At 44.4% G+C, this 23520-nt stretch carries 26 protein-coding genes and 1 tRNA gene; 23 read left to right on the top strand and 4 right to left on the bottom strand.

Translation table 11 applies throughout. The features are described from left to right. The first annotated feature begins 501 nt into the window (after nucleotides 1-501). Both ON05_RS15100 and ON05_RS15105 read left to right on the top strand, forming a co-directional pair. The gene (locus tag ON05_RS15100) at nucleotides 502-1974 is read left to right on the top strand and encodes a WecB/TagA/CpsF family glycosyltransferase (protein ID WP_010473291.1); all 1473 of its coding nucleotides are present in this window, start codon (nucleotides 502-504) and stop codon (nucleotides 1972-1974) included. A gap of 125 nt (nucleotides 1975-2099) precedes the next feature. Next, complete coding sequence (locus ON05_RS15105; RefSeq protein WP_010473290.1) at nucleotides 2100-2519, top strand: TerB family tellurite resistance protein; 420 nt, start codon at nucleotides 2100-2102, stop codon at nucleotides 2517-2519. Here ON05_RS15105 and ON05_RS15110 read toward each other — a convergent pair. Continuing rightward, a complete protein-coding gene (locus ON05_RS15110) occupies nucleotides 2516-3475 on the bottom strand; it encodes a M23 family metallopeptidase (RefSeq protein ID WP_010473288.1) in 960 nt (319 codons plus the stop codon). The genes ON05_RS15105 and ON05_RS15110 overlap by 4 nt on opposite strands. 537 nt (nucleotides 3476-4012) lie before the next feature. Between ON05_RS15110 and ON05_RS15115 the strand changes: the two genes are divergently transcribed. Beyond that, entirely contained in the window at nucleotides 4013-4447 is a 435-nt protein-coding gene (locus ON05_RS15115) for a ferredoxin (protein ID WP_010473284.1), read from the top strand. A 4-nt stretch (nucleotides 4448-4451) separates the two neighbouring features. Here the strand turns inward: ON05_RS15115 and ON05_RS15120 are convergent, their stop codons facing one another. Continuing rightward, entirely contained in the window at nucleotides 4452-5204 is a 753-nt protein-coding gene (locus ON05_RS15120) for an FHA domain-containing protein (RefSeq protein ID WP_010473281.1), read from the bottom strand. A 348-nt stretch (nucleotides 5205-5552) separates the two neighbouring features. On the opposite strand from ON05_RS15120, the gene ON05_RS15125 reads away from it, so the two are divergent. The 4 genes from ON05_RS15125 to ON05_RS15140 all read left to right on the top strand — a co-directional run bounded on the left by ON05_RS15125 (nucleotide 5553) and on the right by ON05_RS15140 (nucleotide 7854). After that, nucleotides 5553-5873 carry a 2Fe-2S iron-sulfur cluster-binding protein gene (locus ON05_RS15125; protein ID WP_010473280.1) on the top strand — a complete coding sequence of 107 codons (321 nt, stop codon included), beginning with the start codon at nucleotides 5553-5555 and terminating at the stop codon, nucleotides 5871-5873. A gap of 52 nt (nucleotides 5874-5925) precedes the next feature. Next, nucleotides 5926-6114, top strand: coding sequence for a hypothetical protein (locus ON05_RS15130; protein WP_010473278.1), 189 nt, complete (start codon nucleotides 5926-5928; stop codon nucleotides 6112-6114). Further along, complete coding sequence (locus ON05_RS15135) at nucleotides 6105-7169, top strand: DUF3326 domain-containing protein (protein ID WP_029315190.1); 1065 nt, start codon at nucleotides 6105-6107, stop codon at nucleotides 7167-7169. Before ON05_RS15130 ends, ON05_RS15135 begins: the two co-directional genes overlap by 10 nt. A 79-nt stretch (nucleotides 7170-7248) precedes the next feature. Next, on the top strand, nucleotides 7249-7854 hold the full coding sequence (locus ON05_RS15140) for a CPBP family intramembrane glutamic endopeptidase (protein WP_010473274.1): 606 nt from the start codon (nucleotides 7249-7251) through the stop codon (nucleotides 7852-7854). Between the two features lies 1 nt (nucleotide 7855). Here the strand turns inward: ON05_RS15140 and ON05_RS15145 are convergent, their stop codons facing one another. After that, the gene (locus tag ON05_RS15145) at nucleotides 7856-8491 is read right to left on the bottom strand and encodes a sigma-70 family RNA polymerase sigma factor (RefSeq protein WP_262561813.1); all 636 of its coding nucleotides are present in this window, start codon (nucleotides 8489-8491) and stop codon (nucleotides 7856-7858) included. 190 nt (nucleotides 8492-8681) lie between these two features. On the opposite strand from ON05_RS15145, the gene ON05_RS15150 reads away from it, so the two are divergent. The 5 genes from ON05_RS15150 (at nucleotide 8682) to ON05_RS15170 (ending at nucleotide 11660) form a co-directional block, all read left to right on the top strand. Then, a tRNA-Ser gene (locus tag ON05_RS15150) sits at nucleotides 8682-8770 on the top strand. A gap of 31 nt (nucleotides 8771-8801) precedes the next feature. After that, nucleotides 8802-9038 (top strand): 50S ribosomal protein L28, encoded by a 237-nt coding sequence (gene rpmB, locus ON05_RS15155; RefSeq protein WP_010473270.1) that lies wholly within the window; start codon nucleotides 8802-8804, stop codon nucleotides 9036-9038. Beyond that, the gene (locus ON05_RS15160; protein ID WP_010473268.1) at nucleotides 9038-9598 is read left to right on the top strand and encodes a 2'-5' RNA ligase family protein; all 561 of its coding nucleotides are present in this window, start codon (nucleotides 9038-9040) and stop codon (nucleotides 9596-9598) included. The genes rpmB and ON05_RS15160 overlap by 1 nt, the downstream gene beginning before the upstream one ends. Nucleotides 9599-9669: 71 nt before the next feature. Next, on the top strand, nucleotides 9670-10863 hold the full coding sequence (locus ON05_RS15165; protein ID WP_010473266.1) for an NAD(P)/FAD-dependent oxidoreductase: 1194 nt from the start codon (nucleotides 9670-9672) through the stop codon (nucleotides 10861-10863). A gap of 188 nt (nucleotides 10864-11051) precedes the next feature. Continuing rightward, the gene (locus ON05_RS15170; RefSeq protein WP_010473264.1) at nucleotides 11052-11660 is read left to right on the top strand and encodes a peroxiredoxin; all 609 of its coding nucleotides are present in this window, start codon (nucleotides 11052-11054) and stop codon (nucleotides 11658-11660) included. A gap of 163 nt (nucleotides 11661-11823) precedes the next feature. Here ON05_RS15170 and ON05_RS15175 read toward each other — a convergent pair whose 3' ends face one another. Beyond that, nucleotides 11824-12816, bottom strand: coding sequence for a glycosyltransferase family 2 protein (locus tag ON05_RS15175; protein WP_010473262.1), 993 nt, complete (start codon nucleotides 12814-12816; stop codon nucleotides 11824-11826). Nucleotides 12817-13162: 346 nt separating this feature from the next. Here ON05_RS15175 and ON05_RS15180 point away from each other — a divergent pair, with 346 nt between their 5' ends. The 11 genes from ON05_RS15180 (at nucleotide 13163) to ON05_RS15230 (ending at nucleotide 23469) form a co-directional block, all read left to right on the top strand. Further along, nucleotides 13163-13678: a glycosyltransferase gene (locus ON05_RS15180; protein WP_010473260.1), complete on the top strand. Its 516-nt coding sequence runs from the start codon at nucleotides 13163-13165 to the stop codon at nucleotides 13676-13678. Nucleotides 13679-13724: 46 nt separating this feature from the next. Continuing rightward, complete coding sequence (locus ON05_RS15185) at nucleotides 13725-14345, top strand: glycosyltransferase family 4 protein (RefSeq protein WP_010473258.1); 621 nt, start codon at nucleotides 13725-13727, stop codon at nucleotides 14343-14345. 43 nt (nucleotides 14346-14388) lie between these two features. Then, entirely contained in the window at nucleotides 14389-16098 is a 1710-nt protein-coding gene (locus ON05_RS15190) for a glycerol-3-phosphate dehydrogenase/oxidase (protein ID WP_010473256.1), read from the top strand. Between the two features lie 2 nt (nucleotides 16099-16100). After that, nucleotides 16101-16640 carry a metal-dependent hydrolase gene (locus ON05_RS15195; RefSeq protein ID WP_010473254.1) on the top strand — a complete coding sequence of 180 codons (540 nt, stop codon included), beginning with the start codon at nucleotides 16101-16103 and terminating at the stop codon, nucleotides 16638-16640. Nucleotides 16641-16682: 42 nt separating this feature from the next. After that, nucleotides 16683-17528 carry a hypothetical protein gene (locus tag ON05_RS15200; RefSeq protein ID WP_010473252.1) on the top strand — a complete coding sequence of 282 codons (846 nt, stop codon included), beginning with the start codon at nucleotides 16683-16685 and terminating at the stop codon, nucleotides 17526-17528. A 139-nt stretch (nucleotides 17529-17667) separates the two neighbouring features. Further along, on the top strand, nucleotides 17668-18399 hold the full coding sequence (locus ON05_RS15205; protein WP_010473250.1) for a class I SAM-dependent methyltransferase: 732 nt from the start codon (nucleotides 17668-17670) through the stop codon (nucleotides 18397-18399). Between the two features lie 58 nt (nucleotides 18400-18457). Then, a complete protein-coding gene (locus ON05_RS15210) occupies nucleotides 18458-19492 on the top strand; it encodes an NAD(P)-dependent oxidoreductase (protein ID WP_010473248.1) in 1035 nt (344 codons plus the stop codon). Between the two features lie 100 nt (nucleotides 19493-19592). After that, on the top strand, nucleotides 19593-21446 hold the full coding sequence (locus ON05_RS15215) for an HAD family hydrolase (protein ID WP_010473247.1): 1854 nt from the start codon (nucleotides 19593-19595) through the stop codon (nucleotides 21444-21446). Between the two features lie 12 nt (nucleotides 21447-21458). Further along, nucleotides 21459-21698, top strand: coding sequence for an acyl carrier protein (locus ON05_RS15220; RefSeq protein WP_010473246.1), 240 nt, complete (start codon nucleotides 21459-21461; stop codon nucleotides 21696-21698). 62 nt (nucleotides 21699-21760) lie between these two features. Next, on the top strand, nucleotides 21761-22288 hold the full coding sequence (locus ON05_RS15225; protein ID WP_010473245.1) for an acyltransferase: 528 nt from the start codon (nucleotides 21761-21763) through the stop codon (nucleotides 22286-22288). 59 nt (nucleotides 22289-22347) lie between these two features. Then, the gene (locus tag ON05_RS15230) at nucleotides 22348-23469 is read left to right on the top strand and encodes a glycosyltransferase (protein WP_010473244.1); all 1122 of its coding nucleotides are present in this window, start codon (nucleotides 22348-22350) and stop codon (nucleotides 23467-23469) included. The last annotated feature ends 51 nt before the right edge of the window (nucleotides 23470-23520 follow it).

Here is a 23520-nt window from a genome sequence, read left to right on the forward strand (position 1 = left end):
AAGTTATTGTTATTTGTAAAATATTTGGCTTTACACCAAAAAACTGTTCTCAATTCCTCAAAATAAATTAATAATTAGTATCTATTTTGATGCTATAAAAGAGTAAATCTTGCATCAAAGAATACTAATATTCTTTGAAGGCACTCAATAATATAGAAGCATTTCACTCCATGAAGATTTGGCACTCTATCCAAATCCATAGAGATAGTTTTAGCTGTTTATACAGTTTGGGAGAGGGGCAAAACGATATCAACTGTCTAGGGAATGCTTTTTAATGTCATCGTTTCACAGACTAGCTGATAGCACTAAAAATATTACGTAATAACACGCAAGCACCCTGATATTTAGATAGCTAGAATAATTGCTAGTGAGGGAAAATCATTAACCGAACTCAAGGTTAATGTTCGGAGTGCTGGGGAAATTTTCGATCATCCTTTGTTACTGACCAATGATTGTTAGCCGTTTGTTCATGTTTCGATAGCTTATCTCTCTCTACAACCTATGCTGGCTAAGCCTCAAACCATTCTGCCTTCTCCACAACTTGCAATTAATCCCCGTGGGTTTGAGTTGTGGTATCAACCGGTGTATGACGTTTCTTCAGGGAACGTTCTTCAAAATGAAGTGCTTTTACGATGGCGGGATACCCAAGGGCTGATCCATCGGCCGAAAGAGTTTATGCCAATGGTTCAAAATGCGGATGCTGAGCCATGGTTAGATCGCTATGTGACGGGACAGGCCATTGCCCAATTAAAGCAACACGCTCACCTCAAGCTTTCTATTAATTTATCAAAGCGCATTGTCGAAGATCGCTTTATCGCCGAAGATATTTACGATCTGTTGGTCAACCACAGCGTTCAACCGCACCAACTTCACTTTGAAGTATCAGAAGCGAGTCTGGCCAAAAATTTTCAGGATTCAGTTGCTTTAATCCGAGATCTTAAAGAGCTCGGATGCTCCGTCACCTTAGACAATTTTGCTAATCAACATCTCACCTTTCTGCAGTGGGAAAAACTAGGAGTTGATGCCGTTAAAATCGACCCGTCTTTGATTCGCGACCTAAGACAAGATTCGCCCCAAACGCGATTGGCCAAAGCCATCATAGAAACCAGTACCGCCTTGGGACAACCTGCGATCGCAACTTCCGTAGACGCTTACGCCACCTCTCGTCACTTGGTGAATCTCAGCTTTAAGTCCGCCCAGGGGTATCACTTCAAGCCTCCTAGCGATCACCCTTGGCTCACAAACACAGTTGATATTTTAGGGGTTCCCATTGATAACGTGACCCAAGACGAGTTGCTCCAGGAACTGAAATCGGGCATCGTTTTTACTCCTAATGTTGACCATCTCATGAATCTGAAGCAGGATGAAGAGTTTCGAGCTGCCTACAACATCGCCGACTACAAAATTTGCGACAGCCAGATTCTTTACTTTTCCTCTCATTTCCTTGGCTCACCGATCAAAGAAAAGATTTCAGGGTCAGATTTATTCCCCGCCTTTTACACCTATCACAAAGATAATCCAGACATCACCATTTTTCTGTTAGGTGCTGCGCCAGGCGTAGCCGCTCAAGCGCAACAAAACATCAATGCCCGTGTGGGCCGTGATATCGTTGTTGGTTCTTACTCTCCCTCCTATGGTTTTGAAAACAACCCCGAGGAATGTGCAGAGATTATCGAACGGATTCATCACTCTGGAGCAACGGTTCTTGCCATTGGGGTCGGATCGCCCAAGCAAGAGCGATGGATTTATCGGTATCGTCAACAGCTAGCAGAGTCTGTAAATATTATTTTTGCCATTGGTGGCACTTTAGATTTTGAGGCTGGTACTCAAAAACGGGCTCCAAAACTCATCAGCACCATGGGCGTTGAGTGGCTCTTTCGCCTGATGGGTGAACCGAAACGCCTCTGGAAGCGTTATTTAATTAACGACCTGCCATTCTTGAAATTAATGCTGCATCAAAAATTTGATCGCTAATGCGTTCTACCAGCTGCTTCTAACAGCGATTTAATCTATAACTCCCATTCTTACCGCTGAGTGAACAGTGGGTTGTCTTGTTCGACTGCACAAGCCATGATGAAAACAGTTGTTATGCAGCCCCTATGGATACAGAACACCAACGCTTAACTCTACAAATTTTGATCGGTTCAGCCTGGGTAGACCATACGCTTAGTGAACCCGAAGTCACCTATCTCAAACAGGTACTGGATCGTTACCATCTGACGCAGGATAACGAGTTACAGGCCCTTCTCCAAGAGCCGGTTTCCGCTCAACAAACTGAACGCTGGATCGTTGAGTTTTTAAGACAAACCAACCAAGAAGAACGACTGAAACTCTTGGTAGCCATCGGTAATCTATTAATTGCCGATGATGTGGTGTCAGAGATAGAGCATGACCTACTCGATGAATACCATGCCCTGATGGCTCAGATCCCTGATGATCCACACCACATTACCAACTTAGTCAGAAATATTGGCTCTTACGTTAACAAAGCCCTGCAAACCCTAGCCCACTTGTCCTAAGGTGCAGCAGCAAAGCCCTGGTCTCGCAGCTGCTTAGACACCATATAGGGTTTTGGATCGACTGCATTTTCATTACGATAAATCGAGTAATGCAAATGAGTCCCTGTCGATCGCCCCGTACTGCCCATAAAGCCCAACAACTGTCCTCGCTTAACAGACGTATTGGGTTTAACCGTTAGCTTAGAAAGATGAGCATACAGGGTTTGGTATCCATACCCATGCTGAATCACCACATGATACCCATAGCCACCGGAATAACCGGCTCGCTCAATCTTGCCGTTGGCTGTTGCATAGATGGGAGACCCATAATCTCCCAATAAATCTATGCCGTCATGGATTTCAGCACGCCCCCCAAAAGGACCGGGGCGTAAACCAAAATCAGATGAAATAGGACTGTGACCTTTCGTCGGCTTACCTTGAGGCAGAGCCGCATTACGAGCTTCTTCTGCCTGTAACGTCTTTTCTAGCGCCGGTTGAACCTGCTGCTTCAGGCGAGAAGCTAATGCAGGCAAGCGGGTTTTGGCAAATTGGAGCTGCTGTTCCGTATCCAACACGACGGCAACTCCACCTTTACCACCCTTATCTTCTAGTTTGATTTGTTGGCGTCCTACCTGGGATAATCCAGTTCGCTGGCGGAGTTTTTCGACTTCTTCGTCTAAGACTTCCAGCTTGACTTGCTGGCGCTCTGCTTTGGATAATCCAGCTCGCTGACGAAGTTTTTCGACTTCTCCGTCTAGAACTTCTAGTTCTTCTAACACTTCAGCAGCTGATTCTGATAGCTGATCATGCCTTTGCTGCAATGCGTAAAACGTTTTACCAGCCCAGACTGCAGGAACAGCAGCCATTGATAAGCCCAAAATGATGAGGATAGGACTAACCGAGAATTTGACGGAACGTTGTCCTGTTAGAGTAATCAAGATCCGAAAGCGTTTCGGGATCGGAAGGAGAGAACGCATAGAGGCCCAACACAAAGGATTCGTGAAGAATCATATCAAATTATGAGGCCAATATTAAATTTTTCTTAAAAACCAAGGCAAATACTAGACTTGGGGGTGCAGAAAAATTGTTTGCAGACCACTCTGTTGAACCTATCGATAGGTTTGGCCCCAATTTCAGTCAATATGATCGCTGCTTGCCAAAATTTTCTCTAGGCAAATATTCTTACATGCTCCTGCTTCTATAGAACAGGGCCAGTTGTGAATGGGTATGATGAGAATAGGGAGAATGCAACATCCATACCTTAAACCTATCACCCTGATTCAATTCCCTTATCCACAGTAAGTAGTGGATTGATATATTCTAAGAACAGCTTTGCATAGCTCAATACATTTTTAGACTTATGGATCTCAAAACCATCCTTGTTGGATTAACACCCATTTTCATCGTTCTATGCCTATTTTTTGGGACCAAAAATGGGTTCTATGATTCTGATGATTATCATGGCAATGGCTCTGCCCATTAGTCTTCACTAATCCCTGTCCCTGGTTTCACGAATGACTCAAAAGCCTTCCAAGGAAACAGCAGTGACCACTGCCCATCCTCAAGAGTCTGCATTACAAAAAACAGTGAAGGCGCTGGGTTTAGCAAAGATCCAGCGTCACATTTTTATCTGTGCCGATCAAACGGTGGATAAATGTTGTGATAAGGCAGCCAGTATAGAAGCTTGGACTTACCTCAAAAAGCGATTGAGGGAGCTAGGCTTAGACCAACCAACGGACAACTGCGTTTTCCGCACTAAAGCCAATTGTCTGCGTGTCTGCCAGCAAGGTCCAATTATCGTAATTTATCCGGATGGCGTTTGGTATCATTCCGCTACGCCACCCGTGCTTGAAAGGATTATCCAAGAACATTTACTGAAGAACCAAATCATTTCAGAATTTCTGTTCCTTCAGCATCCTTTACCTGAACACCTGGTAAAGACTGAATAGCACTTTATTCACTTTGAGTGGTAGGCGTAGGAGAAAGTTGAGGCTCTTGTTGGCTCACCCAATACCATCCTCCCAGTCCAGCCAAGATAATGAGCACAATGGGCACACTCAACATCCATAGCCGCGGTTGTTGGCGAACAATCAAGGTTTGTTTTTGTCGCCTATCATCCGCTTTCCGAGGGTTAGAGCTCACTGCCGTGGACTCCGGCATGGTATCCAGAGCAGCAGGACCTGAATTCGCCTGGGAAAGGATAGCAGCAGGATCTCGAGCAAGACGGGTTTTGGCCGTCGGCGATGCAGCCAATTCTGCTTCGGCAGCGACCACTGTTGCTTTAGGATTCACGGCATCAGATTTGAGACGCTGAAAATCCGTGGATTCCAAATACCGGATAAATTCTGCTTCTCCCATCGACACTACCAGGTAGGACGCTTTAATCTTGCGTCCTAGACCAATGCGATCGCCATCCGCTAGTTCTTGAGAACTACACCGCTTGTCATTGACGAAGACCCCATTAGCACTGCGGTTGCCTTCAGAGTCTCCATCAATAAGTCGGTAACGATAGGTGCTTTTTCCAGGAGTCGGCAAGCGCAGAAGAATGGCATGCTTACGAGAAATCGTGGGAGAATCCAGCACGATAGCGTTAGACTCATCTCGCCCAATAGAATAGGCTGCTGAGTCAAGGGCAATCGCACGACGTTTACCATCGTTAATAACCAGAACGTGCCGTTCAGAAGAATCGTTTTTAGGGTCGTGCATGTTAGGGAAATTCCTGAGGAAACCGTAAAATCAGCCTACATAAGACATCAACGCTAACTTCCCTCATCTAAAAGGGCTGGACAGCCATCTCGCTAGAGGCATCGCAACAACCGTCAGCAGACGTTGTGCGGATGAGGGCGCCAGGGTTAAAATCTTGCAGCAAGGGAGTTCCCTGACTCAGGAACCGCAAGTCAAGATTTTACCTGTTCTCAAAATTGAAGTTGTCTATACCTAGGATTCCCAACCTCCACACCTTTTCAAGCGTCACCCCCTTGGTTTTGGGAAAGAATATGAAACAATAGAGGCTAATCCCTCATAAGCCCATCAAAGGTTACAGTTGTTGATTCCATGTCACAGACTTATTCCGTAGAGATTCACCATCAAGGCGCCGTCCATATGGTGAGCGTCCCTGAAGACACCACAATTTTGCAAGCTGCTCAGGATGCTGGAGTTGATTTACCTAGCTCTTGCTGTGCTGGCGTATGTACGACTTGTGCCTCGTTAATCTTGGAAGGTGAAGTAGAACAAGAAGATGCAATGGGGTTAGGACCCGATTTATTGGACCAGGGATATGCACTATTATGTGTCGCCTACCCCCGGTCAGATATCAAGCTTGAATCTGACAAAGAAGAGCTGGTATACAAATTACAATTTGGGCAATCTCAGTAACTGGGTCAACCCCATTGCCACTGCATTGCCGTCAACATTGGAGATAAACATCATGACCACTCATTTTATTGAGGCTGAAATTGAGCTAGATACTTCAACTACAGAGTTGCAAGCTAATATCGAAGCCAAGCTCCGGGAACAAGGTGAGCCTTTGCGCTGGGCTGTTACGGATGTTCAGTCGGAGACGGCGACCGTTGAAGCAGTGGTGCTCAAGCCAGAGGAAACCGTCTCATCTCGCTAACTGCTCGGCCTTTTACCGTTGTCTTATTAATACCAACAGGCATTGGGGCAGCAATTGGTGGTTATGCAGGAGATGCAATTCCGGTCATTCGAACCTTGTCCGTAGTTTGCGATCGCATCATCACCCATCCCAATGTTCTCAATGGAGCCCAACTCTACTGGCCCATCCCCAATGCTTGGTATGTCGAAGGCTATGGGTTAGATCAATTTGCTGCTGGACGATGGGGGCTACGACCGGTCCACCAGAACCGAATCGGCGTCGTTCTCGACCAAGCCATTGAACCTGAGTTACGCCTGCGGCACTTGCAGGCTATTGATGCTGCCCGCGCGACATTAGGGATAAGCATCACAGATGTCTGTGTGACGGATACGCCTTTAGGAGTCACCCTTAAAACCGCTGATTCTGGGGCCACCTGGGGCACGCTGGATCAACCTGATAGCTTGCTGCGGGCCGTCGAACATCTGCTCAATGACCGGGCCACGAGTGCGATCGCACTCGTGGCCCGGTTCCCTGATGACTTAGACAGCGACATGCTTCAAGCCTATCGCCAAGGCCAAGGGGTCGATGCTTTAGCCGGTGCTGAGGCAGTCATTAGCCATCTAGTCGTCCAGCAGTTTCAAATCCCCTGTGCCCATGCTCCTGCCCTCTCCCCCTTACCGCTAGATCCACACTTAAATCCACGGGCCGCAGCCGAAGAACTGGGCTATACCTTTTTACCCTCCGTTTTAGTCGGTTTATCGCGAGCCCCTCAGTTTATTCAAGACTCCGCTCAGCCTACCGATCTCTGGCAGGATCAAGTCGATGCGGTAGTTGTCCCAGCCAGCGCCTGCGGTAGCGGTGCCATCCTCAGTTTAAACGCTACCCCAGCTCACATCATTACGGTGATGGACAATACCACCACCATGCATGCAACAGCTCAGAGCTTAGGTATTGAGAGTATTCCCGTACAGTCCTATGCCGAAGCCGTGGGTGTGCTTGCAGCTTCTAAAGCAGGGGTTGATGTAAAAGCATTACGTCCAGATATTCCCTCCTTGATCCCTCGGGACATGGTTTAATCTGCGACTCCCCCCACACGATGCGGTCTTTCGCATTAACTGATAGGTTATAGAGGTATTTGAAACTTATGATATCTCTGTGGTTGATCGCCCTAATCAGCAGCCTGAACTAGAGTCCCTAACCCGCACACAAGTCTTGATTGCCATGGGGGTAACAGCATTGCTGTTACTATTCCTGGCTAAGGTTTTCCAATATTTTGGTAATTTTGCAACCTTGCCCATGACGTGGCAATCGCAACAGGCTGTTTTGGGTATCGGCATTGGCTTCGGGATTACAGCTGCGAGTGCTATTATCTATCAGTTATGGCCCCAGTATCGGCTCTCTGCATCCTTATATTTGCAGCTCGTTATTCAGCCCCTCGTCTGGACTGACTTAATCTGGTTAGGGCTGTTACCGGGCTTGAGTGAAGAATTATTATTTCGAGGTGTGATCTTCCCAATGGTAGGTCTGAATTGGGTGGGTCTCATTTTATCGAGCATCGTTTTTGGGGTCCTGCATCTGAATAGTCCCCAACAATGGTCTTATGTGGTTTGGGTAACCGTCGTTGGCTTTGTGCTCGGTTATAGCGCTTGGAGCACAGGCAATTTACTAGTGCCTGTCATTGCCCATATCACCACCAATATCATTACGGGAGTGTCATGGAAAATCACTCACCCTCCCCAGCATCCCTTGGGCAAAACCTAGCCTAAGACGAGAACAAAGATGTTTGTGACGATGCCCTGAAATAAATGTCTTGAATATCCTGAGGCAATGCAGCTTGCAATGCTTGATAGGCTTCCTGTCGATATTGGTTGATATCCTCAGGCGTAATATCTTGCCCTTCTGCCTGCAAAACCGCCTCAATCCGAGGGTCTTGCCAACGAAAGGTTTGGGACAGAACTAGAATCAACCTCGGTAAAGGCGGCACGTGATCCAAAGCGATTTGGATATAGCACCATAAGGGTGGGGGAGCGGTTGACAAGGTGTATTGAATCGTTTCAACCGCAGGGAGCTGATCTTCCGTAATACAGGCAGCAACCTTATTGGTAATCCATGCCTGCAATGAAAAACTGGGTCCCCCTGTCTCCATCACCAAATGATTGAGCTCATAGAAGATATTGCGCCACACTCTGGCATATAGATAATCAACTTGGAGATGCGATCTCGCCATATTGCGCAGGAGAGCATAAGACATCGCGCCAAACCGACAAAAAAGAGCGATGAAGTATTTGCCCTCATCAGGATATTGCTGAAACCCTTGCACTAGCTCTTGGTCGCTGTAATTTTGCAACGACAGCACCAACGGATGATTGGATTCTGGGAAGTCTGGCAGTTTCATCATGGATATTCCATATTTCCTCAGTCTGGCGTGAGAAATTGAATCTCAAAATTATAAAGCTCAACTGATACCCAAGTGATTTAAATGGTGGAGGAAGCTAGCTCATTGATAAACTTCGACAAAAATATCACAATCTAGACCCGAGAACCCTGCTGTCATCAATGAGATCTGTTATGATCAGTTTTGCTCACCCGGAGAGGTGGCTGAGTGGTCGAAAGCGGCAGATTGCTAATCTGTTGTACGGTGAACTCCGTACCGAGGGTTCGAATCCCTCCCTCTCCGTTTTTTACAGCCTTTTGTTGGAGTCAATTTCATGGGCAAAAAATGCCAATTAACGGGAAAAAAAGCAAATAATGCGTTTGCAGTTTCCCATTCCCACCGCCGAACCCACAAGTTGCAAGAAGCCAATTTGCAATGGAAGAGGGTTTGGTGGCCCCAAGAAAAGCGCTGGGTCAAGCTCCGACTATCCACTAAAGCGATTAAGACTCTTGAGAAAAAAGGTCTAGCTGCTTTTGCTCGCGAAGCTGGGATTAACCTTAACCAGGTCTAGTGGATCGATATTTTTTAGCTCTCTTTCCTCCTGAATATCTTCAGGAGGAAGTTTGCTGTATACAACAAAAATTTGCAGAACAGTATCACAGTTGCAAAGCACTCAATTCTCCACCTCACATCACGCTGCAACCTCCGTTTGACTGGCCACCCGATGCGAGCACTGCTCATCCACCCATTACAGCGTTAATCCAAGGGCTAACGGCATGGGCTAACTCTCTCCAACCATTGCCCGTTCAACTCTCGGGGTTTGATGTTTTTGAGCCCCGCGTTATTTATATCCATGTGCAGCCCACACCAGCTTTACTCGCCTTACAGACCCAGCTGCAACACTATTGTGCAACGGTTTGGGATATCAGAGACACTCGATTGCAGTCTCGTTCGTTCATTCCTCATATGACCGTGGCTTTTCGCGATTTAACACGGGCTAATTTCTATGCATCATGGCCTCACTTCCAAGATCGCCCGTTTGAGCATCACTTTATCGCTTCTTGCTTAACCCTCCTTAAACACAATGGTCAACGCTGGGAGACATTTTCTCAAGCCATTTTTGGCGCTTAGTGTTCTCCCCCTCCGACTAAAATCCCTTGGTATCCTTAAGACATCTAGATCTTCCTGGGAAGGGTGACTGCATGACTGAACATCAGCCAACAATTTGTATTTTAGGAGGTGGCTTTGGCGGTCTCTATACAGCTCTTCGCTTAAGTCAACTGCCGTGGGATGAACAACAACCACTCATATATCTAGTGGATCAAAATGATCATTTTTTGTTTTCGCCATTACTTTATGAACTGGTTACAGGAGAACTACAGTCTTGGGAAATTGCTCCACCTTACAGCGAGCTTTTAGCCAATACTGAGGTGCGTTTTATTCAAAGTGCTGTTAAAGAGATTGATGTTGCCCAACAGCAAGTTATCCTATCTGATCAGTCCATCTCTTACGATCGCTTGGTACTAGCCTTGGGTGGGGAAACACCCCTGCACCAAGTCCCTGGATCGGCGGAATATGCGTTGCCGTTTCGGACTGTGCAAGACGCTTATTGTCTCGAAGATCGATTACGAGCCTTAGAAACCTCCGACGCGCCAAAAATTCGTGTGGCGGTTGTGGGAGCAGGCCCTAGTGGGGTAGAACTCGCCTGTAAGCTGGCGGATCGCTTAGGCGATCGCGGTCGGATACGGCTAATCGAACGCAATAATCAAATTCTCAAATCGGCTCCTGAATTTAATCAAACCGCCGCCCAGAAAGCCTTAGAGAAACGGCAAGTGTGGACTGATCTAGAGACAAGTATTGAGTCCCTAGCAGCCCATGAAATGACTTTGAGCTATAAGGATAAGACCGATACGCTGCCCGTAGACTTGGTATTGTGGACAGTGGGAACTGCGATCGCACCGCCGATTCAAGCCTTACCCCTTCCTCAGAATGATCTCGGTCAACTCCTGACTGACCCAACCCTGCAGGTCCAAGACTCACCCCATATTTTTGCTTTGGGCGACTTGGCAGATTGTCGAGATCCGCAAGGCAATCCCAATCCTAAAACCGCTCAAGTGGCTATCCAGCAAGCAGATTGTGTAGGGTGGAACCTTTGGGCTTCCTTAACCCAACGGCCATTGCTGTCGTTTCATTACACCCATCTGGGAGAAATGCTGACCTTAGGAGAAGACTCAGCTGCTATGTCTGGACTGGGATTACAGCTTGATGGTCCTCTAGCCTTTATGGCTCGGCGTTTGATCTATCTCTACCGCATGCCCACCCTCGATCATCAGCTTAAAATTGGGTTTAATTGGATGTTCAAACCTGTTTTATCCGCACTCAACACAGCTAAATAGAAGCCATCCAGTGGGTCTCTACAAGCAAGACCGGGAAGCAAATAAGAACCGTTCTTAGTTTGCGGTATAGTGATTGGGGTGTAACTGGATTTATACCGTAGATACACTCATTTTTTTGCACGCAGTCGATTGATCTTTGCAAATTCTGATATCTACAAAGATCAACATCCTATAGGAGTAATTTGGTTATGTCGCAACACGAAGTCCATGAATGTTTAAGAGTCGGCCAAGCCGCACCTGACTTTACAGCAACGGCTGTTTACGACCAAGAATTTAGTGAAGTCAAACTCTCCAATTATCGGGGCAAGTACGTCGTCATCTTTTTCTATCCGCTTGATTTCACCTTCGTGTGTCCTACTGAAATTACGGCGTTTAGCGATCGCTATAATGCTTTCAAGGACTTAAATACTGAAGTTCTCGGTATTTCTGTAGACAGCGAATTCTCCCACCTAGCTTGGACCCAGACCGATCGCAAATCTGGAGGAGTCGGCGATCTCAACTACCCCTTAGTTTCGGACATTAAAAAAGAAATTAGCACCGCCTATAACGTTCTCGATCCAGATGCTGGTGTTGCCTTAAGAGGTCTCTTTATCATCGATAAAGAAGGCGTTGTCCAACATGCCACCATTAACAACCTTGCCTTTGGCCGCAATGTTGATGAAACCCTGCGCACCTTACAGGCAATTCAACATGTTCAGTCTCATCCCGATGAGGTTTGTCCCGCAGGCTGGCAGCCAGGAGACAAGACCATGAACCCTGATCCAGTCAAATCCAAGGTTTACTTCGAATCTGTCTAAAGATTTAGACAGAATTCATCGTGTTGCCTGATCGCCCTCAAATACTCATGGAGCTTGTGTATTTGGGGGCTATGTTATTGGCACTCCCCAGATCATGTACACTCTGGCTTTGGCACGATTATTCATCCGTTTCAACCGCTAGATATGAGGGTTAACCGACACTTCAATTTTCAGAATTGGATGCTTGGACAACTTCTCTAACCCGGTAGATGGGACGACTTTGGGACTCATGGTAGGTTCGCATCAGCAGTTCAGCCAGGAGCCCGATGGAAAAAAGTTGAATTCCAGTCAATAGCAACACAGCAGATAAGATCAGCAAGGGACGATCTGCAATTCCTTCGTTGAGGCCGTACTTTAAAAATACTAAGTAGCCGCCTGTTAACACTCCTAACCCCGTAAAGGTAATCCCCAACAGTCCAAAGACATGCATAGGACGGGTTAAAAAGGTTTTCATAAAAGAGACGGTTAGCAAATCCATGACGACCCGAAAGGTCCGATCCAGGCCATACTTACTTTGGCCAAATTGACGAGCATGATGGCGCACAGGCAGCTCTGCAATTCTGGCACCTTCAATAAAAGCTAATGCTGGTAAAAATCGGTGTAATTCTCCATACAGGTTCATATCAGCAATCAGCTCTGCTCGATAAGCCTTCAGAGAACAACCATAGTCGTTCAGCTTAACCCCTGTAATCCACCCAATCACCAAGTTAGCAATCTTAGATGGGAGCAGGCGCGTCAATGCGGCATCTTGTCGCTCTTTCCGCCAACCACTGACTAAATCAAAGCCTTCATTCATTTTGGCCAGCAGTAGCGGAATATCGGCTGGCTCATTTTGCAAGTCACCATCCAGGGTGACAAAAATCTTACCTTGGGCATGGTTGAACCCTGCAGACATAGCTGCCGTTTGTCCATAATTTCGGCGCAACACAACTCCCCGTAGCTGGGGGTATAGATCCACCTGTTTCCTTAACAACTCGGTCGTACCATCCACCGAGCCATCATCGACACAAATGATTTCGTAGGATACATGGGTTTCATCCAGGGTATCTGAAATCCTACGAATGAGATGCTCCAGGCTTTCGACCTCATTATAGATGGGTATAATGACCGAGATTTCGGGCTGAGTGATCTTGGCTTTTTGGTCTTGCATTAGCATGGGTAATTTCATCTCACTCGCTATTCATTAACTCACTTCAGAGGATTTCATTCAAGAAAACTGCCAAGAACAGTATTTAAAGCATTTTTTGCAACTCACCGACAAAGGTAAAGCTCAAATACCTTCTATAACTAACATTATTTAGGACCAATACTCGCCTCTTCTAGAAGGTAAACTTGGAAAGAATACTTGGGCACTCAATTTTTAATATCGCCAAAGAACATTGATTAAGGCCTTTTTACCTGACGGCTTAACACCTTTCATCTTCGAGAACCGCATGAGGATCCTACTCTTAGCTCCACATCCATTTTTCCAGACCCGTGGTACACCGATCGCAGTTGACCTGATGCTCAGAGTGCTATCAGAGCGGGGAGATCAGATTGACATGCTGACTTTTCCAGAAGGAGATGATGTCGTTTATGACAACGTGCGGATCTACCGGACTCCCAAATTACCATTTATTAAAAATATCAGTCCAGGTTTTTCTGGGAAAAAACTGGTCTGTGATGGTTTTATGCTGATTCAGGCTATTAACCTTTGCTGGAAGTATAAATATGATATCGTTCATTCGGTTGAAGAATCAGCTTTTATTGCGTTAGTGCTGAAAGTCATGTTTAGAACACCCTATATCTATGATATGGACTCATCCTTGGCTCAGCAAATGATTGAGAAGTTTGCATTTCTCTCCTCTTTACGGTTTCTCTTCAATGCGTTTGAAAGACTGGCCGTTCAACAAGCCAAAGTGGTGATCCCCGTTTGCGAAACCTTATCTGAAGATATTCAAGTCTATCAACCAAAGAGAGTGGTTGTTTTACCAGACATTTCGCTTTTAGATTATTCTGCCCCAAATAACAAGGCATAACTGATGAACAGAATCATCTGCAGTGAGGAAATATCACTCGGCCAATATGAATAATATCCCTGAAAATATCAGAGCGCACTGCCAGTCTGATGAACTTATTCTGATGTACGTTGGCAATTTAGAACTTTACCAGGGGATTGATTTGCTGCTGGATAGTTTTAAATCAGCTCAAAATCTCGCCCTGAAGGTTGCTTTAAAACTTGTCATTATTGGCGGCAAAGATGGCGACATTGCAAAATATAAGTTAAAAACGAAAAATATTGGTATTGACCACCAAGTTTTATTTTTAGGGCAGCGCTCGGTCGAGAATCTCGGCCACTATCTTGCTCAAGCAGACATTCTGCTCTCCCCTCGTATTAAAGGGAGAAACACCCCAATGAAATTGTATTCTTATCTTGATAGCGGCAAGCCCGTCTTAGCAACAGATTTGCCAACACACAATTGGGTTCTGGATAACGAGGTTGCGGTGTTAAGCGCGCCTAATCCAGACGCGTTTGCTCAAGGAATTCTATACCTCGCCAACAACCCTCAAGTCCGGCACACTCTCGCCGTTGCCGCCAAGCAAATGGTGCAACAGCGGCACTCATTTACGGCTTATAAGCAGAAATTGAATAGCTTATATGATTCATTACAGTTAGAGTTTAACAATGCTGCCTCACCTCGCTAACATGCCCTACTTCCAGCCCCAGCGCTAGGATGCCACTGATTTTATGAAACGAAATTTAGAGGAATTATCCAACACTCAATTTGACGTCCTCGTCATCGGTGGCGGCATTTATGGAGCTTGTGTCGCCTATGAAGCAACCTTAAGAGGCCTGTCCGTTGCATTAGTGGAAAAACAAGATTTTTGTGGGGCGACCTCCGCGAATAGTTTAAAAACCATCCACGGTGGCTTACGCTATCTACAGCATGCTGACTTTAAACGGATGCGCGAGTCTATCTACGAGCGGCGCACCTTAATGAAAATTGCCCCTCACCTCGTACATCCCTTGCCTGTATTGGTGCCCACCTACGGCCATGGACTAAAAGGCATAGAAGCGATGACAGTGGCTCTGAAAATTAATGATTTAGTGAGTTGCGATCGCAACCTCGGCTTGCCCGATCCTCAAAAGCACATTCCGACGGGTCGAACCCTATCTCCAACAGAATGTCTCAACACCTTACCCGGTATCTCCGCCGATGGCTTAACAGGTGGTGCTATCTTTCACGATGCCCAAGTCTACAATTCTGAACGTTTGGTGCTTGCCTATTTACAATCGGCTACTCAGCTTGGCTTACGAGTCGCCAACTATTTGGAAGTCACTGGTTTTTTACAAACTGGCTCTAACATTTGTGGCGTGCAAGTGACAGATGCCTTAACAGCAAACACTTTTGATATTCAAGCTAAAGCGATCATTAATACCAGCGGCCCCTGGATTAATCAAGTCCTTGGACTCCTCAAGTCGCCTCCTACAACTTATCAGCCCTTTGCATTAGCCATGAACTTGGTCACTCGAGCGCTCTTTGATCATGACTACGCCGTCGGCCTCTACAGCAAGGCTGACTACACAGATAAAGATGCCATTCTCAAGCGCAAGAACCGGTTACTCTTCATCGCACCTTGGCAAGGGTGTTCTCTCATAGGTACAACCTACTCCCACTACCCTGGAGCTCACGATCAATTATCGGTGCCCCAAAACGAAGTGCAACACTTGTTGGATGACATCAATAATGCCTATCCACCCGCAAACCTAACCCCTCAGGATGTGTATTGGGTACATCAAGGTCTACTGCCCAGTAGCCACTCCCAAGAGACAACTAATGTCCAATTAACCAAGCATTACCACGTTCAGGATTATCAAAAAGAAGGCTTCAACGGCCTTATCTCCGTTACCGGAGTTAAGTATACAACTGCTAGAAACGTCGCCATCCATGCCGTTGATACTGCAGTAGCTATGTTACAAAAGCCAGTCCCCCCCTCCCAATCGGCTCAACATCCCTTACAGGGTGGGGGGATTGAAAACCTAAGCGAATTCTTGCAACACGGACAAAAGCAACTCGACCACATCACTGATCGTCAGTCCGTCCAGCATTTTCTCTACAATTACGGCACAACCTATGCATCCGTTCTCAAACAGGTTCAGCACGGTCAACGGGCCACCTCACAACTAGATCTACTACAAGCACAAGTCACCTATGCAATTGAAGAAGAAATGGCGCACACTCTAAGCGACGTTATCTTTAGGCGCACGGGTATCGGTGCTGCCCAAATGCCAACCCCTGCAGAGTTGCAAACTTGCGCAGATGTTATGTCAAATACCCTGCTGTGGAGTCAGTCTAGAGTAGAACAAGAAATCTCAGACGTGACATCTAGGTGGTCTTGGTCTATTCCTAAACCACCCTCAGTGGGAGAACAAACAGCAACTATTCAGGGAATATAGCTATGCCTTCTCCCATTGCTCACTCAGCAACTGCATATTTCCTATACAAAATCACACCTCAGAAAAATCGCTCTATAAAATCAGACCGACATCATTTTATTGATCTTGCCTACGTCATCGTCATTGGAAATATCGCTGATTTAGACTTTATTCCGCATCTAATCTTAGAAGGCAGTTTTCACCGAGGTCCTTCCCATAGTCTCTGCATTGCCTTACTGATCAGTCTAGGCTGTACGCTTGTTTTCAAATGGTTCCATCAATCAACCTTCCAACGATGGTTTTTACTCACGATTGGAATCTATATCTCTCATCTTATTCTAGATTTCTGGACAGCCGGAGGCTCTGGGATGCAATTACTCTGGCCTTTTACAGATGCTTTTATCAAATCGCCAATTGCTTTTTTCCCTAGTGTTAGGCATTCTGAAGGACTATTCTATCCAGGTCATATCTTCTTTATCACCTTTGAGACAATTTACAGTATCGTTCTACTGCTATTCATTAATCGATACCAAAAATATAAACGACCAAATCAAAATACTTAAACCCTCAAAACAATATTGAAATCCAGATAGTCTCTAGTGAATATGCACGACTCACAACCATCCCTGATCTTTGTCGACGCCCATGTGCACCTGCATCACTGTTTTGCCTTACAAACAGTGCTCGATTCAGCATTGCGGAATTTCCAAGATAATGTCTCAAACATGACGACCGACTTACAGCATCAACTTGGGGTTCTAGTCATCAATGAGATAGGACAACAGAATTCATTTGCACAATTACGAGCAGACGTATCTCACCAACAAGCGATCACCCTTGATGACTGGACCTTACAAGTCACACCTGAACAAGAGTCACTCGTCGCTCAACATTCCACTGGTCAGCAAATTCTGCTCATTGTGGGCCGTCAAATTGTCACCAGCGAAAAGATCGAAGTCTTATCACTCTTTTCAAGTACGACCATCCCTGAGCAGCAACCCTTAGCAAAAACACTACTCAATGTACGTACGGCCGGGGGGTTAGCAGTCCTGCCTTGGGGATTTGGTAAATGGTTTGGGAAACGAGGAAAGTTAGTCAATCAAGTGATCCAAGACAGGAATCCAACTGAGATTTTGATCGGCGACAACGGCAATCGGCCCGGTTTTTGGATTAATCCCGTGTATCTGAATAAAGCGAAAAAAAAGGGCATCAAGGTATTACCAGGGACAGATCCCTTACCTTTAGCAACAGAAGTACACCGTCCTGGAAGTTTCGGATTCTATACTCAAGGGATAATTGAGGCCAACCGTCCTGCAGCTTGTCTCAAGCAAATACTGATAGATCCAAACGCCAGTATTCACCCCTATGGATCGCTGGAAACACCATTTCGCTTTATTAATAATCAAATTAAATTTAGACTGCAAAAGAAAAAAAGTAAAGCAGTTGAATAATGGGGGCAAGCCCAAAAATTGTTGTACCTATAACGCCTGGAATAGCTGGACTGAATCCTTTCGTTTAATCTCAAATGGCAACACACTAGATTGAACGTTAGCCCAAGAAAATATCACGCTCTTTTACTCATTAATTAAGATGCAACCGGAGAACAACTTTTTAGAAACAGCAGATATAGAAACATCTTCAGATGACTATGCTTCTCGTTTTCAAGGGCCAACTGGTGAGTGGCTACTACACATCCAAGAGCAAGCAACCCTTTCTATGCTGGCACAACATCCCAACGCCAGCATTTTAGATGTGGGTGGGGGACATGGACAGCTCACCGAAGCTTTGATCAATAAAGGGTTTGCACTCACCGTTTTGGGTAGTAGCCTATCTTGCCAAAACCGTATCAAACCTTATATAGACGGTGGACAATGCGAGTTCAAGGTTGGAGATGTTTTAAGCTTGCCGTATCCAGACAACACCTTCGACATTGTCATTAGTTATCGATTTCTAGCACATGTGAACCAATGGCAAGCGTTCCTATCTGAGCTAGGGCGTGTTGCCAAAACAGCCGTGATTGTCGATTACCCCACGACTCGCAGCATCAACTATTTATCACCGCTATTATTCAAATTCAAAAAAGGTGTAGAGGGCAATACTCGGCAATTCATTTGTTATCAAGAGAAAGAGCTATTAGACTTTTGCAGCAGCATTGGGTTAGAGAAAGACAATCGTCATCCACAATTTTTTTGGCCGATGGTGCTACATCGAATGTTGAAGCAACCTAAAGTTTCAGAACTTTTAGAGAATCCTGTGAAGAAGCTCGGTTTAACTTACATATGGGGCTCGCCAGTGATTACCAGATTTCATAAAGTGCATTAATCTCTTGATGACTCAATTCCATCATTAATCTAACTATCAACATCTATATCACTACTGTATGTCTTCAACAACAGCTACCGAGAACACCATCAGCCCTGGTCAACGTGTTTTAGTGACTGGCGCAACTGGCTATACAGGCAGCACCTTAGTCCAAAAACTGCTAAACCAGAATGTCGAGGTTGTTGCAATAGCTCGTCCATCCTCTGATTTAAGCCGTTGGCAAGATGCGCCCATTCGATGGATTCAAGGAGATGTTTTTGATCCAGAGCTCATTCAAGAGGCGATGGAAGGCGTGAACTATATATTTCATATGGTCACCCCATTTCGGGAAGCAAAGTCATCTGATGATGTTTATTACAATGTCCATGTTAAAAGTACACAGTTACTAGCGAGCGAAGCCTTAAAGCAACCCGACTTCAAGCGCTTTGTTCATATCTCGACGATCGGTGTGCATGGACATATCGAAAATCCTCCTGCTGATGAGACCTATAGAACTTCTCCTGGAGATTTATACCAATCCACCAAATTAGAAGGTGAAATATGGATCAAGCAATTTGGTGCGGAAACTGGGCTCCCCATAACCATCATTAGACCGGCAGGCATTATCGGTCCTGGCGAAAAGAGACTGCTAAAAATCTACAAGATGGTTTGTTCTGGTTTAGTACCTGCCATTGGTAATGGAGGCAACCTGCTACATTTAATTCACGTTGATGATTTGACCAACTGTTTTTTACTAGCATCCCAACATCCAAATGCAGTGAATGAAGTCTTCATCTGTGGAAATCAAGACTCGATTTCTTTCAAAGAAATGGTCAATCTCATCTCCAAGTACTACCAGAAAAAAGCCACACTTCTACAACTTCCTGCAGCCCCCTTATTTCTTCTGGGAGATATTCTTGAGTTTGTTTGTAAACCTTTAAATATTGAGCCTCCCATATACCGGAGAAGACTTGCCTTTTACACCAAAGATCGGTCATTCAATGTTAACAAGCTTAAATCAAAGCTAGGGTTTGTTCCCCAGCATTCAAACGAGCAATGTATTACTGAACTAGCACAATGGTATTTACAAGAAGGATGGACAACTGTTAACTAAGTTCACATCAACAGACAAAAATCAAAAATCGAAGCCAAAGATACTCAAACATCATTCTCTGAAATTAGTTCAACAACCGTAACACAATATATTTTTAGTGATGCTAGATGCTGACATAAAGTCTCAACTGAGAGAAGCTCAAACTCAAACAGAGATTTTTACTATCTTGAGTGATATTCGCTCCACAGACTTGTCCAGCTCAGATTACTTTTTTATTAGTCGATCGCTGAACAAAGCAAGTTCAGAATCTTGCTTAAACATCGCATATTTTTCTAATTACACTGTTGCTCCTCTACCTTCTTTCATTGAAGTACAGAGCGCTTTTCATAAAATTGGGGTTAGGAGCTATATAGGAGAGTACAACCAGCACTATCAGGAAATACTAAACCCCAGTTCGTCAGCTCTCAGCTTTAGCCCTGATATTGCATTTTTACTATTATCCCTACACGAACTCTGCCCTACCATCCTCAACAGTTTTACAGACCTTACGGATCAGCACAAACTAGATCAAAAAGAAATTATATTAGAGCATGTATTGGACTGGGTCAATCTAACTCTAGAGAGAACAACCGCTACAGTTTTTATCAGTAACTTTTTACAACCTACTTTTCCATCTTTCGGGATTGCAGATAGCCAGCAAGGCTATAGTGAAAATGAATTCTATGTTGAGCTAAATCTCGCTTTAAAAAAGAAATTCCAAGCGAATCCTAGGGTTTATATTGTTGATATAGATAAGTTAGCATCCAGGTATGGCAAAGATCAGGCCATCAACTCAAAAATGTTTTTTATGGCCAAAGTTCTTTGGCATGAAAAGTTTTTGCCTACAATTGCTCAAGAGTTCATTCGATACCTCATCAGTTTTTTAGGTCAGACTAAAAAATGTTTGGTTTTAGATCTCGATAACACATTATGGGGTGGTGTGATTGGTGAAGATGGGATAGAGGGCTTAAAGATTGGGAATGGCGATCCCATTAGCGAAGCCTATCTTTCGTTTCAATATAAAATTGCCACGTTGAAAAACCGAGGCGTGATTCTTGGTATTTGCAGTAAAAACAATCAGGCGGATGCTTTAGAGGTCTTTGACACAAAAGTCGAAATGCCACTAAACATCGAAGATTTTTCAGCCATCGAAATCAACTGGAATCCCAAATATATCAATATAAAGAACATTGCCAAGAAGTTGAATATTGGGACTGACAGCATCGTCTTTATTGACGATAATCCTGTAGAGTGCAGTCTTGTTTCTCAAGCACTCCCTGAAGTAACGACTGTTCAATTACCGGCAGACCCAGCTCTTTACGCTGATGTTCTCGACAAAATTCTTGTATTTGAAAAATTTAATATCCTAAGCGATGATCTCAACAAAGCAAAGCAGTATTCCCAGAATGAACAGCGTAAAGAAGAGAAAGAACGAATTGGAGATCTCAATTCATATCTACATAGCTTAGAGACGCAAGTTAAAATCTGCTTGGCTACTGATCAAGATTTACCCAGAGTTCATCAGCTCTTTTCTAAAACGAACCAATTCAACCTAACCACTATCCGCTACTCGATGTCTGACATTGAGGCATTCCATAAGCATGGACATGATTCGATTATAATTGTCTCTGTTCAAGATAAATTTGGTGACTTGGGTACTGTAGGATTAAGCTTACTCAAAAAACGAGAGCATCAACTCCTGATTGACAGCTTCATACTGAGCTGTCGGGCCATGGGACGTGGTATTGAGACAGCATTGATCAATTACATCAAGCGAGAATATCTGTTAAGCCAAAAGTCGCTGAAACTCATGGGGGCCTATATTCCCACTAAAAAGAACATACCCACTAAAGACTTTTTTGAATCTCAAGGATTTGTTCTGGTATCAGAGGGCACTAATGGGGAAAAATATTATGAGGTGCTATCTGAAGATGCATCAGAAGTTCCTTGCCCCTGGATAAATGTTACAGATTAGGATAAATAAGTTATGGCTGAAAATGGTGTCCAAGATAGAGTGAAGCTCGTTTTTTCCGACGTTCTAGACATCGATCTTCAAGCGATTTCAGATGATCTTGGCCCTGAAAACTGTGATAGTTGGGATTCTATGAACAATCTACGACTCATTACAGCCTTAGAAGAAGAGTTCGGCATTAGTTTTTCGATGGAAGAAATTTCTTCCATGGTTGATATTAGCCGCGTATTTGAGCTCATTGAACGCAAAGGCTAGGTAGCTCTCATTTCATCACCAAGATTGGCCAATATGCTAAATATTTCAAGGACTATGCTGTAATGGATGCGAGTAAAATTGTTCGTAGATTTTTAGTTCCATCACCTGCTATCACGCTGTATTATCTGGCTAAATCTGGCGCACAAATCAGTCCAAAAGCTGAGGTTGAACTTAGTCCACACTTTGCCATTGGTCGCCAATCTGTTGTCAGCTCGTTTACAAAGATTAAATCATCTGACGGTCCTTTAAAGATAGGTTCTAATGTCTCTATCTCAACTGGATGTTTTATTAGTTCTCAATATGGCGGACTTGAAATCGGTGATCATTGTTTGATTGGTCCAAACGTGTCGATTATTGGGAACAATTACAAATATACAGAGCTCGATACTCCATTGGAAAACCAAGGGATTACATCCAAAGGGATTGCGATAGGTAGAAATGTTTGGATTGGGGCAGGATGCGTCATTTTAGATGGTGCCACTATTGGCAATAATGTCATCATCACGCCTAATTCTGTCGTGTCTTCTAAGCTGCCTGATAACACAATAGCCAGTGGTACACCGGCTAAAGTTATTTTTAAACGCAGATAATTATGAGTACAGACTCAGTATCTGATTTAGATCATTGACGACATGTCTTTCAGTCAAATATGGTTAATATACTATTTGTTGCCGATAAATTAGCGTTAGGGAATGCCACTATTCATGGGGTAACACAATTATTTTCATGGTGGATTCCTAATTTTGATCCTGAAAAATATCAAATCACTCTTTGCACATTTAGAGAAAAAGACAAAGCTGGAGAATACTTAGAAGACTGTGGCATCAAGGTAATTTATTTTAACCGCTCTAAATTCAGCCCAGCCATTTTTTTTGATCTGATTCAAACCATAAAATCTCATAATATTGATATTCTCCATTTACATGGCTATGGTGCATGGACTTATGGAAGAGTTGCTAGTATGCTCACTCGCATTCCAGCAGTTGTTCATGAGCATATGGTCGATGAAGATATGCCACCATACTTTCAGTTCTTAGATTACCTATTGTCTAGATGGACGGAACGAGGAATCGCGATCTCCGATGCTGTTGCTAAATTTATGGAGGCCTCCAGGCATGTCCCATCCCACTTAATTGATGTCATTCCCAACGGTGTACCTTTAGAAAAATTTAGAGAGATAGAGCCACATACAAACAATTCATGGAAAGACCAATTTTCTATCTCAAATAAGCATCATCTGGTAGGCATTGTTGGCAGATTACATCCAATTAAAGGGCATAAATTTTTTTTGGATGCAGCCTCTATTGTTTTGAAATCCTACCCAAATGTTAGTTTTCTGATCGTCGGTGATGGAGATTTACGGACTGAGCTACAGGAGCAGGCGCAAAGCTTAGGCATTGCAGACTCAGTAATTTTCACTGGTTTTCGCTCTGATGCATTTTCCATTATCTCAGAAATGGATATTTTAGTGATTTCTTCTTTATCTGAAGGTGGCCCACTGACGCTGTTTGAGGCAATGGCAGCCGGGACAGCTGTGATTGCTACTAATGTGATTGGGCTCAGCCATTTCGTCAAACCTGGAGAATCAGGTTATCTCATTCCTTCTAAAGATGCTGAGGCTTTAGCTAATAAGATTTTAGAGCTGTTACTAGATCCAGAACTATGTAACAAGATGGGCCACAATGCTAAAGCTATCATTAGTCAGCATGACAATAACAGAACTGTAAGATTAATAGAGAAGTGCTATGAGGCAGTGCTTCAACACTCATAGAAATCAGTTCCAATAGGTAGAACAGCGCAATTTTTCTCAAAAAATTTCTTG

It is taken from the genome of Acaryochloris sp. CCMEE 5410 (assembly GCF_000238775.2).
In the GTDB taxonomy this organism is placed as follows: domain Bacteria; phylum Cyanobacteriota; class Cyanobacteriia; order Thermosynechococcales; family Thermosynechococcaceae; genus Acaryochloris.

Bases quoted from the DNA above. Each gene is read 5' to 3' on its own strand.
- ON05_RS15100 (WP_010473291.1), top strand. From the start codon at position 502: ATGCTGGCTAAGCCTCAAACCATTCTGCCTTCTCCACAACTTGCAATT.
- ON05_RS15105 (WP_010473290.1), top strand. From the start codon at position 2,100: ATGGATACAGAACACCAACGCTTAACTCTACAAATTTTGATCGGTTCA.
- ON05_RS15110 (WP_010473288.1), bottom strand. From the start codon at position 3,475: ATGCGTTCTCTCCTTCCGATCCCGAAACGCTTTCGGATCTTGATTACT.
- ON05_RS15115 (WP_010473284.1), top strand. From the start codon at position 4,013: ATGACTCAAAAGCCTTCCAAGGAAACAGCAGTGACCACTGCCCATCCT.
- ON05_RS15120 (WP_010473281.1), bottom strand. From the start codon at position 5,204: ATGCACGACCCTAAAAACGATTCTTCTGAACGGCACGTTCTGGTTATT.
- ON05_RS15125 (WP_010473280.1), top strand. From the start codon at position 5,553: ATGTCACAGACTTATTCCGTAGAGATTCACCATCAAGGCGCCGTCCAT.
- ON05_RS15130 (WP_010473278.1), top strand. From the start codon at position 5,926: ATGACCACTCATTTTATTGAGGCTGAAATTGAGCTAGATACTTCAACT.
- ON05_RS15145 (WP_262561813.1), bottom strand. From the start codon at position 8,491: ATGATGAAACTGCCAGACTTCCCAGAATCCAATCATCCGTTGGTGCTG.
- rpmB (WP_010473270.1), top strand. From the start codon at position 8,802: ATGGGCAAAAAATGCCAATTAACGGGAAAAAAAGCAAATAATGCGTTT.
- ON05_RS15165 (WP_010473266.1), top strand. From the start codon at position 9,670: ATGACTGAACATCAGCCAACAATTTGTATTTTAGGAGGTGGCTTTGGC.
- ON05_RS15170 (WP_010473264.1), top strand. From the start codon at position 11,052: ATGTCGCAACACGAAGTCCATGAATGTTTAAGAGTCGGCCAAGCCGCA.
- ON05_RS15175 (WP_010473262.1), bottom strand. From the start codon at position 12,816: ATGCTAATGCAAGACCAAAAAGCCAAGATCACTCAGCCCGAAATCTCG.
- ON05_RS15180 (WP_010473260.1), top strand. From the start codon at position 13,163: ATGCTCAGAGTGCTATCAGAGCGGGGAGATCAGATTGACATGCTGACT.
- ON05_RS15185 (WP_010473258.1), top strand. From the start codon at position 13,725: ATGAATAATATCCCTGAAAATATCAGAGCGCACTGCCAGTCTGATGAA.
- ON05_RS15190 (WP_010473256.1), top strand. From the start codon at position 14,389: ATGAAACGAAATTTAGAGGAATTATCCAACACTCAATTTGACGTCCTC.
- ON05_RS15195 (WP_010473254.1), top strand. From the start codon at position 16,101: ATGCCTTCTCCCATTGCTCACTCAGCAACTGCATATTTCCTATACAAA.
- ON05_RS15200 (WP_010473252.1), top strand. From the start codon at position 16,683: ATGCACGACTCACAACCATCCCTGATCTTTGTCGACGCCCATGTGCAC.
- ON05_RS15205 (WP_010473250.1), top strand. From the start codon at position 17,668: ATGCAACCGGAGAACAACTTTTTAGAAACAGCAGATATAGAAACATCT.
- ON05_RS15210 (WP_010473248.1), top strand. From the start codon at position 18,458: ATGTCTTCAACAACAGCTACCGAGAACACCATCAGCCCTGGTCAACGT.
- ON05_RS15215 (WP_010473247.1), top strand. From the start codon at position 19,593: ATGCTAGATGCTGACATAAAGTCTCAACTGAGAGAAGCTCAAACTCAA.
- ON05_RS15220 (WP_010473246.1), top strand. From the start codon at position 21,459: ATGGCTGAAAATGGTGTCCAAGATAGAGTGAAGCTCGTTTTTTCCGAC.
- ON05_RS15225 (WP_010473245.1), top strand. From the start codon at position 21,761: ATGGATGCGAGTAAAATTGTTCGTAGATTTTTAGTTCCATCACCTGCT.
- ON05_RS15230 (WP_010473244.1), top strand. From the start codon at position 22,348: ATGGTTAATATACTATTTGTTGCCGATAAATTAGCGTTAGGGAATGCC.